Below are 12,627 nucleotides of genomic sequence, written 5' to 3' on the forward strand. Positions count from 1 at the left end.
GGAACTCGCAGCCACGCCGGTCACGGAAGCGCTCGGGGTCAGAGGCCTGTGGCGCCTGCGGTTGAGGGCGTCAGCAGGTGCCACCCAGCCGGAGTGTCGTCGTGGGCGAGTACAGCGTCTGGACTCCTGGACTTCCATTGGAGTAGGTCCAACTCACCGACGCCTGGGTGATGTACCGGTAGCAGGCCGCGGTGGGCTGCGGATGTATCCACGCGTTGACATAGCCGTAGCGCGACACCGAGACCGTTCCCCATGATGCGCTGCTGCTCGCGGCGGTGATCCAGGCGAGCTTGTACTGCAGCAGTTTCACAGACGTTCGAACGTTGTAGACCGGTCCGGTACAGGCCGTGCTGTTCGTTGCGACGACGCTGTAACCGCTCTCGACCCTCGGAGTGAACGGAACCACGGAGCATCCGGCGGTGGCCGCCGACGCCGACGTGATCGCGGTCGCGGTGCCGACCACTGCGAGCATGGTGGCGAGCACACCGCCGCGCAACCACTGCCGCGGCTTCAGTAAGGTCTTCAACTCAGGACCTCCTCGTCCCTTGGTTCTCCTTGGGAGAACGTTGAGGCGACGCTAGAGATCGTGAGAATCGACCGAAAACACCCCGTGGAGTGACGTCGTGTCCTCCCATAGGGGTATTCAGTGTTGCGGACGATACGGTGTAGTACAGCGAAGTGATCGCCCGACCCCTCGCAGTAAATCTGCTGGCTGCACGTCGCGACGCAACGGCTACCTGCTGTCCTTGCGCAAAACCGGCCGGGGGCAACGGTTGTCAGCCCTTTCAATCTTTGTGCGGACGGGTCGCCTAGTACGCTGTTCTCGGCTCACGCGAAGAGACGCACTGGGGTGACGCAATGAGACTGTTCCTGAAGCCCGTCGTGCGGTACCAGTTGGGTCATGTCCGGAGCCAGGCGGCCGAGTGGCGGGTGACCGAGGTGAAGTACACCACCAAATACGTGATAAGCCCGGTCGAATTCACCACACCACAGGAAGGCTCGGCCGTCGAAACCAGGACCTGCCCTGGTTGCCGAACCCTGATTCTTGTCGAGGTCGCCAGCGTGCAGGAGGTCCGCAGGGACAGGCTGCGGTCCTTCGGATGGGGCATCGTCGTACTGCTGATCGCTGCACTGGTTGCGAGTCTGTTGTTGGTTGTGCCGGAAGGCGCCTACATCCCGATCGTGATCGTCGACATCTTCGTTTGTTTTTCGTCATTGCGTTCTTGCACGGCGCACTCACCCACAGCGGCGTGGGCTGGGCACCAGATCTTCCGCGCAAGGTCCAGGTGGAAGACGCTCTGCTGAGAGATCCGAAACTGGACAAGTAACAGCTAGGGCTTGGTCGGCCCCGAGCTCCTGGAGCCATTGCCGATCGAGACCTGACGCCCTGGCCTCTCCGTGGGAACTCAGCCTTGCCGACTTACGTTCCCTTGGCTGCTTCACGTGGCCACCTGGGCGCGACGATTGGGCGATGAGCCCACCTGCCGATCACGTCCGCGGAGTCAGCAGACAATCCCTTTGGCCGGGTCGGCTCAAGGGCGGGCGAAGCTGGTCGGGCACGAGCCGTACTCCTCCCGCGCTCAGTGAGTGAGAGGGAAGTGCCCTTTCAGCTGACGGCGGTCAGCCTCAGCACGACTGGGACGGGGAGAGCCTTGCAGCCAGCGGAGGACTCGATCGACACCACGACCTCCAACCGACCAGCATCCGGCGGGATCCGGACACGGGTGCTCCAGTCGGTCACAAATATGCTGCTGGCGACCTGCCGGCCGTCCGCCAGGACCTTGATGTACACCCGTTGAGAGCGCGTTACGACGCCCACGACTGTTTGGATCTGGACGGCGTTTGCGTTCGGCGCCTCGAAATACATCGACTGGGCTCCGACAGCACTGCACGAAGTGATCGAACCACCAACACCGTTAATCCGTACTACGGGAGGCGGTGTCGCTACCGTCGCATCCGGGTGCTTGACGGCGACCCGGAAGTCGTCCCATTTCCATCCAGTCGGGAGCTTGATTGGGCGCAACGGATGCCATTCAGGTACCGGCCTAGGAACCGGGGCCCTCGAGTACGTCGGAGTTGGGGTCGAGATAGGACCTTGCATAGCGCAGCAGCCGTCGCCGCCCGATTGCCAAACCTGCACGCCCTGCCAGCCGTTGAGCGAGAACGTGACTAGAAAAGCGATGCATGCGGCGGCGGCCGTCAGCGGGCTCAGCAGTATGTGCGACCAGTGCCATGGTCGCTTCTGATCGCGGTCGTGGTTCGTATCCTGCGTTCTCGAGCTTGATGTTGCGGGACGTCCGTTCAGCGAGCTGGGTTTTGGCGCCGCTGGCGTGGGTGCCGGTGCGCTGCGAAAACTCGCATCACGACCGGGATCGTCAACTCTGACCGAGTGGGTTTCGTCAGTCTGGGTCTGGGTCTGGCCGGACGCAACGATGCCTTCGGCAGCAAGGCGTGCCCAGAGCCGGTCAGTGGCCCGCGAGTCGAAGGGAGTTTCGCGCTCAAAGTCTCGGGCTGTTTTGTTGATTCGCTTCCAGAAGGCCGTTTCGGAGCGCCGCCGGAGCCATTGAGCTAGGTGCGTGCGCTTCATCGTCGTCCCTCCTTGAAATGCTCGATCAGTCGTCGAAGCTCCGGCGCTTCTCTCAGCTTCTTCATGGCTCTGTGCAGGTCTGACCGGATCGTGCCCGCACGTTCGCCGAGCATGCCGGCGATCTCGACTCGCGGGAAGCCGTCGATATGGGTCATGACGACCACCAAGAACTCCCTTTCGCTCAGCACCTTGGGCGCCAGCGCTAGAACCTGCTGATAGGTGACACGATCAAGGACCACGTCGTCCACAGGACGCTGCCGTACCCCGATGTCGTTGCGCGCGACGGGATCTGACTCGAGGTCATAGTCATCGCCGGCTGGACACTCGCGCCCCAGCCGCGTGAGCTGCTTTGCGTACTCGTGTCTGACGATGTTCCCGAGAGAGGTGAAGAGCCAGCCCTGCTGCCGCGCCGGCTTCATGCCCTGGACCTCGCGCCACTTCCGGCCGACCAGGACGAAGACCTCCTGGAAGACTGTGTCGGCAAGTTCCCGTTCACCGGCACTTCGTCGGACGCTTACAGCCCAAACCTTCTTCCAGTTCTTCCTGTAGAACGCGTCAAATGCGGCCTCTTCGGCAGGCGTCAGCATCGCCTGTTGGGCACGATCCACCACAATCGTCTCCGGTGCGCGTGGCTCATCCATGACGTCGCCAGTCCATGCGCTTCGCCTGGTTCCCCCCAGGCCTTCGTAACCGCCGTCGAACCGGCAGCACGAAGACCACACAGAGCTGGTCCAGACAACCCATCACGCGGCTCACCTCCTACACAAGACTTGGACGCTGCCACCTACTACTGCCGCGCTCGCGCCAAAACGTTGCAGGGCCGGCCCGCGCGGGAAGACCTCCCGGCGGACCGGCCCACGACCTACAGGTCGAAGAAGTCCTTGATGAATCTGGCAATGTTCACGACCGCCGAGACCGTCTGCACGATCGGCAGCGCGTACTTGCGTACCTTTTCGGTGATCTGCTCCCACTTAGTTCCCATGCCGACCTTCCCTCAGGCTGACCGACTCCTTGCCGGTGCAACTCGCTGCGCGCACCCACTACTGCCGCTGACAGGGGAAAACGTTGCAGGGGCCTGGGTCGCAGCACTGAGGGTCCCGCCCCAGTGTGGTGTGGAGCACGCGCCGAAGCTCCGAGGAGTGCGCGTGCAAGTATGCGAGTGGCGCACACCCGGAAGGGCAGAACACCTAGGGGTGTCCTTAATCTGGACGGCGAAGGTGCTGAGGTACGGCGGTCATGACGCGGCCGAGGTCGTCGGTGATGGCGGCGACGCGTTCGTTCCGGCCGTCGTTGTCGAGGTAGATCATGACGGTGCGGACGTCGGCGTGCATGGTGAGTTCCTGGATGTCTTCGGCGGCAAGACCGCGGCGCTTCTGGTCGGTGGCGGCCGAGGCGCGCATTGAGTGCGGGGTGACCTTCTCCGGGCGGGGGATGCCCGCGGCGCGCGCGAGCCGGCGCAGCATGCGGGTGACGTCGTGGCGGTCGAGCCGTTTCCCGCTGGCGTCGACGATCAGCGGTGCCGGCCCGGGGCCGGTCCACGCCGGGCGAGTCACGATGTAGAGGTCGAGGAGCTCGGCGACCGTGGTGTCGAGGGGCACGAGCTTGGTCGTGCCGCCCTTCACGGTGACCTTGAGCCAGGTACGCCGGCCTTCATCGCGGCGGTCTTCGTCGTTGGCTGCGCAGATCCCGGACACGCGCAGGGCGTCGGTGAACAGCAGGCCGACGACGAGCGCGTCGCGGACGTCGCGTGCTGCGGCGAGCATGGCCATGATCTGGCCGGGTTCCAGCACGCGGGCCGAGGTGGCGCGGCGGCCACGTTCGATCCTGGGCCGGTGGTCGTCGACGGAGATGGGAGAGACGACCGGGAGTCCCCAGCTGGCGGCGTAGCTGTAGAGGCTTGAGAGCGTCGACAGCCTCCGGGAGATCGAGGAGACGGCGGCGCCGGCGTCTTGCTGGCGCGTGAGCCAGATCGTGACCTCGCCCCGGTGCAGGTCGAGGCTGAAGGGTTCTCGGCCGAGATCGTGGCGGGCCCAGTCGGCCCACAGCAGCAAGTCGTCGGCGTAGGCGATCCGGGTGTCCCGACTGCCGCGCCGGGTGCCACCGAGCCACAGCACGACCAGCGCAGTCAGCTCCGGTGTCAGCGCGCTGGCGAGCAGGTCGAGCCGGTCGACCATGGGCGAGCCATGCGGAGCCCGTAGCGGTCGACGTTGCCCGAGGGTCCGCCGTACCGCGGCCTCGGTCGTCCCGTCGGGCCGTGGCAGCTCGACCGCTGCTTCGGCGGGGCGGAACGCCAGGGGGCCGGGTGTGTCGTCGGCTGAGTCATCCACAGCCATAGTCTAGCGCATAACCGGAATTATGCGCTGCTTTCATTTAGTCTATAAAGTGGAAATTCAACGCAGATCTCGTCCGTGCCGAACTGAACGCCGCCGACCTCACCGACGAGCAGCGGAGGTCGCGCGTCCGGGCCAGCCACGGGCCTCTGACTCTCAACTCGTCGATTCTCGACAGCCGCATTAGCTCAGACCGTCGACCGCATCAGCGATCTCTAAAGTGTGGTTTCCACTGGTCGACCACTGCATGCAGTTGGGCCAACGACACTAGCGGCCGCCCTTGCGAAAGCGACCGGCCCAGCCTCGTCAGGTTCCAGCGAGCGCTTCACGGCAACTCACCGTTTTACTCACCGGATTGAACGAAATATGTCGAGCACGGTGGTCAACAGTTGCATACTCTCCATTGGAGAGTAAGCAGGTCAACGGCTATTTTCGGGTAGTGCTGCGGCACGACGAGAGGTATGGCCTGGTAAAGCGGGGGTTAGGGGTTCGAGTCCCCTCACCGGCTCTCCGACCTGGCCATATAACCCGGAACTGATGAACTTCCGGGTCCGAACTCGCCGCTTACTCGCCGCTTTGCGATTATCGGTCGCTCCGCGGTGCCACTAGATCGCAGGTCCTTCCGGCGTTAGACGCCCTTGCTCGTGGATGTCGCGGAGAGCCTGTTCGAGATGGCGAGCCGCCTCCGGGTTTCGGGCCCGTCGACCGACGTAGTCGTCCACCGTCGTTGTCGTCTGCGCGTGACCCAGCTGGTCTGCGATCTGTCGCGGTGACTGGCCCGACTCCTCCAGAATGGTCGCTGTGGTTTTCCGGAAGACGTGTGCGGTGACCCAGCCGAGTTCGTCAGCCAGCGAGCGCATGCCGGCGAGTTCGGTCAGTTCCAGCAGCGAGGTCCGGTCGGCCCGGGACAGCCTGTAGAGGTCAGCAAGCTAGGTAGCCTCGCCGGGGTCGAGCCGAACCCGACCAGTCTCAATGAGGCTGCGTTGACAATTCGCGCTCCATGCCGGACATGGCGGCCAGCACGACGAGGGCGACCCGGCCGGTGGATCTGCGGATGTCGTGGGCGCGCTGGACCTCTCGGGGGGATGCGGTGACGCCCGGCTGCGGCGGGCGCGGAAGGCCGCGTCGGCGTTCTCGATGGAGTCGCCGGGCGACGTGAACGGTCAGGTAGCGGCGCCGTACGTAGCGGGGGACCCGGTGGTCCCGATCAGTGGCTGCTGACCGCCACGCGTAGGCCGAGCGCGACCAGCACGCTGCCGCTCACCGTCTCGAGCCGGCGCCGGATCTTCGGCCGCCGGAACCACCTGCCGGCGCGGGCAACCGCGCGGCGAGCCCCGAGGTGGAGGGCCGTCTCCAGCGTCACCTGGACTGTGCCGAGAAGGGCCGTGGTGGGCATCAGCGGCCGGTCGGCCGGCCCGAAATGTGGATAGAACGCGATCATGAACACCAGCCGCCTTCGGGTTGGACATGGAGACCAGGAGTGCCATGCGGAACGAGCGCCGCCAGCCTCCACCCGTACCGGCCGGGACTCGGTCGGCGTCACCTCAGCCCCGCAGCTCCGCCACGCCTTCACCCCAAGGATGATCAGCACAGCCGCGCCGACCACGCGCTCGAGCGCGCCCTCGGCGAGGCGAGCGCCGGTACGGCGCAGCGCCTGGCGGAGTCCGACGACCTGCGCGCCGCGCTCAAGTGGACCGCGGCGGCGTGGGTGGCCAGCATGATCCAACCCGAGGTGCTGGCTCTGCGCAGGCTCGTGACGAGCGAGGTGCGGCGCTTCCCTGAGCTCGGCACGGCTTGGCGGGAGCACGGCCCCGACCGTGCCCGCCCCACCCTCGCGGCGCCTTCGAGCGTCTGATCGCGGCCGGCCGTCTGACCATGCCTGACGTGGACACCGCGATCCTCCAGTTGTACGCACTGGTCCTCTACCCGCACCTGGTCGCCAGCACCTGTAGCGACACTCTGGACCCGCACACAACGCAGCGGCTGATCGACACCGGCGTGGACATGTTCCTGCAGTACTACGACTACCGCGATCAGGACTGCAGCGATCAGGTCCTCGACCGCCTTGGTTGGGGTGGTCTCGAAATCGAGCAGCTTGACCCAGGCCGGCTCGTGACTTCGTGCTCTTGTGGATCAGACCTTCGCCTTTGAAGCGGACGTGCGCGGCAGTAGTTGGAGGGCGCGCCATTCCTCGGTCTGAGAGGCTCTCCGGATGCATCTGACACACGACGAGGCTGGTGCCATGGAGGGCTGGGCCGAGTAGCGGTTGTTGTGGTCGGGCCGCCGCGAGCGAACTCGTGCTCCGAAGACAAGCCGGTCGCGGCGCGCAGCTCCTGCAACCTAGTCGTTGGTCGAGCAGACGGGTAGTGATGGAGGGATCAGAGTCGCGACGGACCCACTCCTCGCTCGATCGGCAGCGTGTCCGTTCCGTACGAGGGTGCCCAGGTGGCGCGAATCTTCTGCTGCGCGGTGAGTAGTGCCGAGACAGGGGACCGGCGCTGCCATCGAGGCGTTGGTCGGCCCGCGATCATCCACAGCCGGACGAACATCCAGATTCGGCCGCTGGTGGTGAACTCTCAGGAGGTTGGGACGACCACGTCCGGCCTGGAGGACAGCGTCCGGCGCCCTCGGGCGTGTTCGGCCGGGGTGACGTGATGGGCGACGATGGCGACCGGGCAGGTCATCTCTGCGATGGTTTGGCGGGCGACGGGATCGCCGATGGGCAACGGGCCGGCGTGAGCGCCGACGACGACCAGAGCGGCCTGAAGGCTCTCGTGCGCCAGCGCAGCGACGACCGGGCGGGTCGTGAGCAGCCGGGTCACCTTCACCTCTGGATACTCCTCGTGCCATCCGGCGAGCGTTTCGGAGACGGTCAGGGCGCCGCGCTCCTGCCAGGTGCCGTCGTCCGCGGTGAGATGCCGGTACGGATGGTGGTGGGCGTGCACCACGGTCAGGTTGACACTGCGCTCGGCCGCGGTCCGGAAGGCGAACTCGACAGCTTCCAGCGACAACGGCGTACCGTCGATCCCGACCACGACGCCGCTCTCGGCCGAGCGCGGCGTCCCGCCTGCCGGGACCACGATGACGGGACACCAGGTGCGCCCGGCCAGGGCGAGGTTGCCCTGTGCCGAGACGATTCCTGCCGGACCGCTGTCATGCTCACGTGCGACGACGAGGACCCGTGCGTCGCGGCCGGCTGTCTGCATGGCCCTGAGCCGCGAGCCTTCCCTCGCCGTCGTGCTGACTTCCAGGTCGTCACCGTATGAGTGCCGCACGAACTCGACCGCCTGCCGGAGAATCTCTTCCGCCGCTGCCGCCGGCCCCTGCGGGTCGCAGAGCGGCATCATCGGGGCGTACGGCGAGTAATTGTGGTGGGGCGCAACGAGCACCAGCTCAGCCCCGGCGCGGAGTGCTTCCCGGGCGGCATAGCCGACGATCCGCGGCCCGTCGGTACTGCCGTCGACCTCGACGACGACGGGTCCTGTACGTGTCCAGGTGTTCATTCGTTGCCTCCTCTTACCTACTTTCAGCATGTGGCCGAGGTGGGTCCCGCCGAAGGGTCGCCTGACCCCTGACCGAAGGGCCTGGCGGCCCCCTCGTTCAGCCGGGTGGCATGGGTCCCGCCGGGTGGGGACCTCTGGGAGCTCGGCCAGCGTCCATGGGCCCTGCCGCCTCCTGAGTTCCGACGACACGATTGACGGCATCAATCAGGCGCGTGTCTGGCTGAAGGCGCGTCTCGTATCTGCGTGGTTGCGCGGTCACGTGCAGGAGCGGTGCAAGCCACGTGGTCCGGGGCGAGCATCGAACTCGCTGAGTCCGGCTCTGGGCGTGCGGAGGTCGGCGTAGGACCATGGGGCTGGGTGCTGAGTGCAACGGACGGCATATGCCTGGGCATCGTGTGCCTGACGCGATGACCGCCACCGTCCCGGCCAGGCGCAATGCTGCTTGTCCGGCGCAAGCGCATCTCAGCGGGCGCTGGTTCGGGTCGAGCCTGGTCATCCGCGCCTGCTGACCTCCCGGAGCGAGGGAAGCCCATCGCCGCTACTGCAGCGAGCCGAGTTGTACGGTGCGCGGATGGTTCCCGCTTCTCCGTACCCTTGTGCCTGGCTTCCCTCGCCCACTGCCATTACAGCCCGCCGACGCATGCCGGATGAGGGCCGAAGGGGCCAGATCCATGGGCCACAAGGCCCTTTGCGTCGGTAGACGTCGCGGCAGACCGTCAGCTCGATTGCCGGGTGCTCGCGACGACGTTCCGTGGATGCAGCCGCGCACCACTCCCGTGAGCTCACCCTAGGAGAACGGCATTGCACCCGCTCGCCGCAGACAGCACGCACCCGACCGCGCTGCCGGGACCGTTCGCGCATTCCGTCGTACCGATCGTTCTCGGCTACGTGATCGCCCACTACGCAACGATGTTCCTGCTCGAGGGCCAGCACACGCTGATCCTGCTGAGCGATCCGCTCAGCAGGGGGTGGAACGTGTTCAGAACGGCTCACCGTGAGGTGAACACCGGGATCACCGCTCACGTCACCGTCATCGCCACTGTTCAGATGGCCGCTGTTGTCGGTGGTCACCTCCTCGGTGTCATGTCAGCGTACGACCGCTGTCAGGCTGTTTCCCCGGCGTGGAGCGCTGAGCGGCCAGCTGCCACTGCTGCTGGTGATGGTCTGCTACACCGTTGGCGGTCTTCTGCTCCTGTTCGGTGACTGGGGCCCGTCGGCGCGGTCGTGGCTCACACTCGTCGAGGGGTCGTGCCGGAGAGGGTGAGGACGGCACGCATCGCCTTGTGGCCGACGTCCGCCGTCGGATCGAACAGGCAGAGGCAGCCGCCGTCGATCACGGACACGCCGTGCCGGCGGCCGTGCTCGGTGGCACCGGCGGACACACTGCCAGATCGACGTTCAGGCTGCTGTCGAGACTGCTGCGGCGCAGACGGACTCATCAGGGCCACACGTCCGCACGATTGGGGACGAAATCCTCGAGTGGTGGCCGACGGCACTAGCGCTGGAGGACGCGTCGACCGGTCAGACGAGTTGGTGTGATCCGCACGAACTGCGTGCGTAGACCGACCGCCCATGGTTTGGGGCCTTGGTCTCCCCAGAGCTCAACGAGGAGGTCGGGGTCATCGATGAGGTCGGCGTCGCCGACGGCTACGACGCTCCACCCGCTTTGGAGGAATTCGTCGATGTCGTCGATTTCGAAGGCGACGCGGCTGTTGCGCATCGCGTCGGCCAGCCTGCTGCCCTTCGCGGTCCGAAAGACGATGTTGCGGCGGTGGACCACATAGTTGACGGGCAGTACTTGTGGTCCGTCCGGGCCGTTGAAGGCGACTCGTCCTACTGACTTGGCGGCTAGGAGGTCTCGGCACTCCTCGGGCGGCAGGTGCTGGAAGAGTGCCGGCTCGAACCATCGGTGTTCTGGGTCGTGCGTGCTCATCTCTCATTGGTACAGCGGCTGGTCGTGTCGGTGCAAAGGTCGTAGGTCCCGATCGCGAGGGCCGAATGTGATCGCTGCTCCCGCCGGCGACGAGTGAGTCAGTTCACGCGGTCCCAGCCGCGGCGGGAGCGGTGGGTGCCGAGTTGTGGGTCGCGGCTGCGGTAGACGATGTAGGGGCGGGTGAGGTAGCCGAGTGGGGCGCTGAAGACGTGGACCAGGCGGGTGAACGGCCACAGCGCGAACAGGAGCATCGCGGCGAGGCCGTGCAGCTGGAACGTGAGCGGCGCATCGGCCATCAGCTCAGGATGCAGCTGGAAGCGGAAGACACCGCGGAACCAGATCGAGACGCCTTCCCGGTAGTCGTAGTGGCCGAAGATGTTGGCGAAGACGGTGTTGGCCAGCCCAAGCAGGATGACCGTTGCGAGGACGGCGTACATGGCCTTGTCCATCTTGGTGGTGGCGGAGAAGACGGGGCCGACGGTACGGCGGCGGTAGATGAGGATCGCCATACCGACCACGGTGCCGATGCCGGCGACAGCGCCGATCGAGACCGCCATGAAGTGGTAGAGGCCTTCGGAGATCCCGACGGCCTCGGTCCACGACTTCGGTACGCCGAGGCCCATGACGTGGCCGAGGAACACCGCGAGGAGCCCGAAGTGGAACAGTGGGCTGCCGAGCCGCAGGAGCTTGTCCTCGTAGAGCTGTGAGGACCGGGTGGTCCAACCGAACTTGTCGTAGCGGTATCGCCAGATGTGGCCGACGACGAACGTCGTGAGGCAGATGTAGGGGACGATTACCCACCAGAAGGTGTCCATGGTCAGCGCGCTCCGGGGAAGGTCGGCATCGGCAGCGGGGTCGGTGCGCCGGGGTTCGGCATGGCAGGGCCGGTGTCGAAGGCCGGCGTTGCGTATGGAGTGAGTCCGACTTCTTCCGCGGGTGGTCCTTCGGCCGCGAGCCGTCGGATCGCCTCGACCTCGTTGCCCTGCAACGGGGGCAGCGTCGCGGTGACGGCCTCGACCGCCCCGGCCCAGCGGGATCCGGTGTCGGTCAGTGCCAGGCGCAGTAGTTCGAGGCCGGCCCGGTGGTCCAGGAGCAGTTGGCGGCCACGGGTGTGGTCGATGGTCGCGGCGTATTCCAGTACGACGCACAGGTGGTCGGGCAGTTCGTTGTCGGTGAGTTCGTAGCCGGAGGCGAGGTAGGTCTGCTTGAACCGCAGCAGGGCGACTCCGCGTTTGCGGGTGTCGCCGTGCGCGAAGTAGGTCAGGAACAGGTTGTGCCTGCGGCGGCTGTCGAACGTTTCGACGTAGTCGGCCTCGAGCTCAGCGATCGGGGTGTCGGCAAGGCGGCCAACGGTCGCGCCCAACGGTTCGCCGACCCGGTCCGGAAGCTGACGGGACGCGCGATGGATCAGATCGAGGTGGTCGGGGAGCTGGTGGTCGGGGTAGGCGAGGAGGAGGGACGCGGATTGCCAGGCCGTCGTCAGTTGCTCCTCGGTGAGCCCGCCCTGGAAGCGAGGCTTGCGCTTCATCGGTGGTCAGCCCCTCCGGTGAGTCCGCCGGTCCCGCCGGGTTCGGTCTGCCCGTCGTGGCTGGTGTCCGGCGGCCCGGCGTCGGTTATTGCTGCGGGGCCGTCGGACTTGGGTGGGAACAGACCGGTGGGGCTGCCTTTTCCGTCCCAGTTGAGCAGGTTCACCCGGGCGGCCTTGTCGTTCGGTGCCGCGAGGGTGTCCGAGGTCTGACGGTCCTGCAGCATCTGGAAGTTCTCGACGGCGATCGGTGTCGGTGTGCCGGATCCCTCGCCGAACGGACCGGAGCCGCCCATGCCGGGGCCGCCTTCGTAGTCCAGTGAACACGCGATCTCTTCGAGGTCGTGTGCCTGCTCGGCGTGTGCGGGTGGGATGACGTAGCGCTCGTCGTACTTGGCCAGCGCGAGCAGCCGGTACATGTCGTACATCTGCTCCTCACTCATGTCGACCGACGCCGGGATGGAGGCGTTGGGGTCGCGGCCCAGGTTGATGTCGCGCATGTAGGAGCGCATCGCGGCGAGCTTGCGCAGCACCCGGTCGACCGGGGCGACGTCGCCGGCGGTGAAGAGTTCGGCGAGGTATTCGATCGGGATCCGCAGTGCGTCGATCGCGGCGAACAGGTTCTCCGGTTTCTCGGCGTCTTCGCCGGTTTCCCGGACCACGTCGACGACGGGCGACAGTGGCGGGATGTACCAGACCATCGGCATGGTGCGGTACTCCGGATGCAGCGGTAGCGCGACCTTGTACGT

At 66.1% G+C, this 12,627-nt stretch carries 16 protein-coding genes and 1 pseudogene; 5 read left to right on the top strand and 12 right to left on the bottom strand.

Annotation, left to right across the window (positions count from 1 at the left end; translation table 11 throughout):
• Positions 1–70: 70 nt before the first annotated feature.
• Positions 71–526, bottom strand: a complete 456-nt coding sequence (locus tag EV651_RS23490; RefSeq protein WP_133787383.1) for a hypothetical protein — start codon at positions 524–526, stop codon at positions 71–73.
• 332 nt (positions 527–858) lie between these two features.
• On the opposite strand from EV651_RS23490, the gene EV651_RS23495 reads away from it, so the two are divergent.
• Complete coding sequence (locus EV651_RS23495) at positions 859–1,305, top strand: hypothetical protein (protein WP_133787384.1); 447 nt, start codon at positions 859–861, stop codon at positions 1,303–1,305.
• Between the two features lie 301 nt (positions 1,306–1,606).
• Here the strand turns inward: EV651_RS23495 and EV651_RS23500 are convergent, their stop codons facing one another.
• The 4 genes from EV651_RS23500 to EV651_RS23515 form a co-directional block, all read right to left on the bottom strand.
• Positions 1,607–1,867: a hypothetical protein gene (locus tag EV651_RS23500; RefSeq protein ID WP_133787385.1), complete on the bottom strand. Its 261-nt coding sequence runs from the start codon at positions 1,865–1,867 to the stop codon at positions 1,607–1,609.
• A 716-nt stretch (positions 1,868–2,583) separates the two neighbouring features.
• Complete coding sequence (locus EV651_RS23505; RefSeq protein ID WP_133787386.1) at positions 2,584–3,228, bottom strand: RNA polymerase sigma factor; 645 nt, start codon at positions 3,226–3,228, stop codon at positions 2,584–2,586.
• A 558-nt stretch (positions 3,229–3,786) separates the two neighbouring features.
• Complete coding sequence (locus EV651_RS23510; RefSeq protein ID WP_166658730.1) at positions 3,787–4,914, bottom strand: tyrosine-type recombinase/integrase; 1,128 nt, start codon at positions 4,912–4,914, stop codon at positions 3,787–3,789.
• Positions 4,915–5,522: 608 nt separating this feature from the next.
• Positions 5,523–5,777: a tyrosine-type recombinase/integrase gene (locus tag EV651_RS23515; RefSeq protein ID WP_133787388.1), complete on the bottom strand. Its 255-nt coding sequence runs from the start codon at positions 5,775–5,777 to the stop codon at positions 5,523–5,525.
• A gap of 199 nt (positions 5,778–5,976) precedes the next feature.
• Between EV651_RS23515 and EV651_RS41490 the strand changes: the two genes are divergently transcribed.
• Complete coding sequence (locus EV651_RS41490; protein ID WP_166658731.1) at positions 5,977–6,138, top strand: hypothetical protein; 162 nt, start codon at positions 5,977–5,979, stop codon at positions 6,136–6,138.
• On the opposite strand, the gene EV651_RS23520 is transcribed toward EV651_RS41490, so the two are convergent.
• Positions 6,125–6,358, bottom strand: coding sequence for a hypothetical protein (locus tag EV651_RS23520; protein ID WP_133787389.1), 234 nt, complete (start codon positions 6,356–6,358; stop codon positions 6,125–6,127). The genes EV651_RS41490 and EV651_RS23520 overlap by 14 nt on opposite strands.
• Positions 6,359–6,397: 39 nt before the next feature.
• Here EV651_RS23520 and EV651_RS43005 point away from each other — a divergent pair, with 39 nt between their 5' ends.
• Positions 6,398–6,772, top strand: a complete 375-nt coding sequence (locus EV651_RS43005; RefSeq protein WP_133787390.1) for a TetR/AcrR family transcriptional regulator C-terminal domain-containing protein — start codon at positions 6,398–6,400, stop codon at positions 6,770–6,772.
• A gap of 20 nt (positions 6,773–6,792) precedes the next feature.
• Positions 6,793–7,068, top strand: a complete 276-nt coding sequence (locus EV651_RS43010) for a hypothetical protein (RefSeq protein WP_133787391.1) — start codon at positions 6,793–6,795, stop codon at positions 7,066–7,068.
• Between the two features lie 425 nt (positions 7,069–7,493).
• Here the strand turns inward: EV651_RS43010 and EV651_RS23535 are convergent, their stop codons facing one another.
• Positions 7,494–8,420 (bottom strand): universal stress protein, encoded by a 927-nt coding sequence (locus EV651_RS23535; protein ID WP_166658732.1) that lies wholly within the window; start codon positions 8,418–8,420, stop codon positions 7,494–7,496.
• Positions 8,421–9,221: 801 nt separating this feature from the next.
• Here EV651_RS23535 and EV651_RS23540 point away from each other — a divergent pair.
• Positions 9,222–9,623 (top strand): hypothetical protein, encoded by a 402-nt coding sequence (locus EV651_RS23540; RefSeq protein ID WP_202870469.1) that lies wholly within the window; start codon positions 9,222–9,224, stop codon positions 9,621–9,623.
• 26 nt (positions 9,624–9,649) lie between these two features.
• On the opposite strand, the gene EV651_RS41495 is transcribed toward EV651_RS23540, so the two are convergent.
• The 5 genes and pseudogenes from EV651_RS41495 to narY all read right to left on the bottom strand — a co-directional run.
• On the bottom strand, positions 9,650–9,802 hold the full coding sequence (locus EV651_RS41495) for a hypothetical protein (protein WP_166658704.1): 153 nt from the start codon (positions 9,800–9,802) through the stop codon (positions 9,650–9,652).
• Positions 9,803–9,915: 113 nt separating this feature from the next.
• Positions 9,916–10,353, bottom strand: a complete 438-nt coding sequence (locus EV651_RS23545; RefSeq protein WP_133787393.1) for a pyridoxamine 5'-phosphate oxidase family protein — start codon at positions 10,351–10,353, stop codon at positions 9,916–9,918.
• Between the two features lie 98 nt (positions 10,354–10,451).
• Positions 10,452–11,168: a respiratory nitrate reductase subunit gamma gene (narI, locus tag EV651_RS23550; protein WP_133787394.1), complete on the bottom strand. Its 717-nt coding sequence runs from the start codon at positions 11,166–11,168 to the stop codon at positions 10,452–10,454.
• A 2-nt stretch (positions 11,169–11,170) separates the two neighbouring features.
• The gene (narJ, locus tag EV651_RS23555) at positions 11,171–11,881 is read right to left on the bottom strand and encodes a nitrate reductase molybdenum cofactor assembly chaperone (RefSeq protein WP_133787395.1); all 711 of its coding nucleotides are present in this window, start codon (positions 11,879–11,881) and stop codon (positions 11,171–11,173) included.
• Positions 11,878–12,627: pseudogene (narY, locus tag EV651_RS23560) on the bottom strand (nitrate reductase subunit beta); the annotation flags it as partial. The gene narJ and the pseudogene narY, both read right to left, overlap by 4 nt.

The sequence above is a fragment of the Kribbella sp. VKM Ac-2571 genome (assembly GCF_004362255.1).
Taxonomy (GTDB): domain Bacteria; phylum Actinomycetota; class Actinomycetes; order Propionibacteriales; family Kribbellaceae; genus Kribbella; species Kribbella pratensis.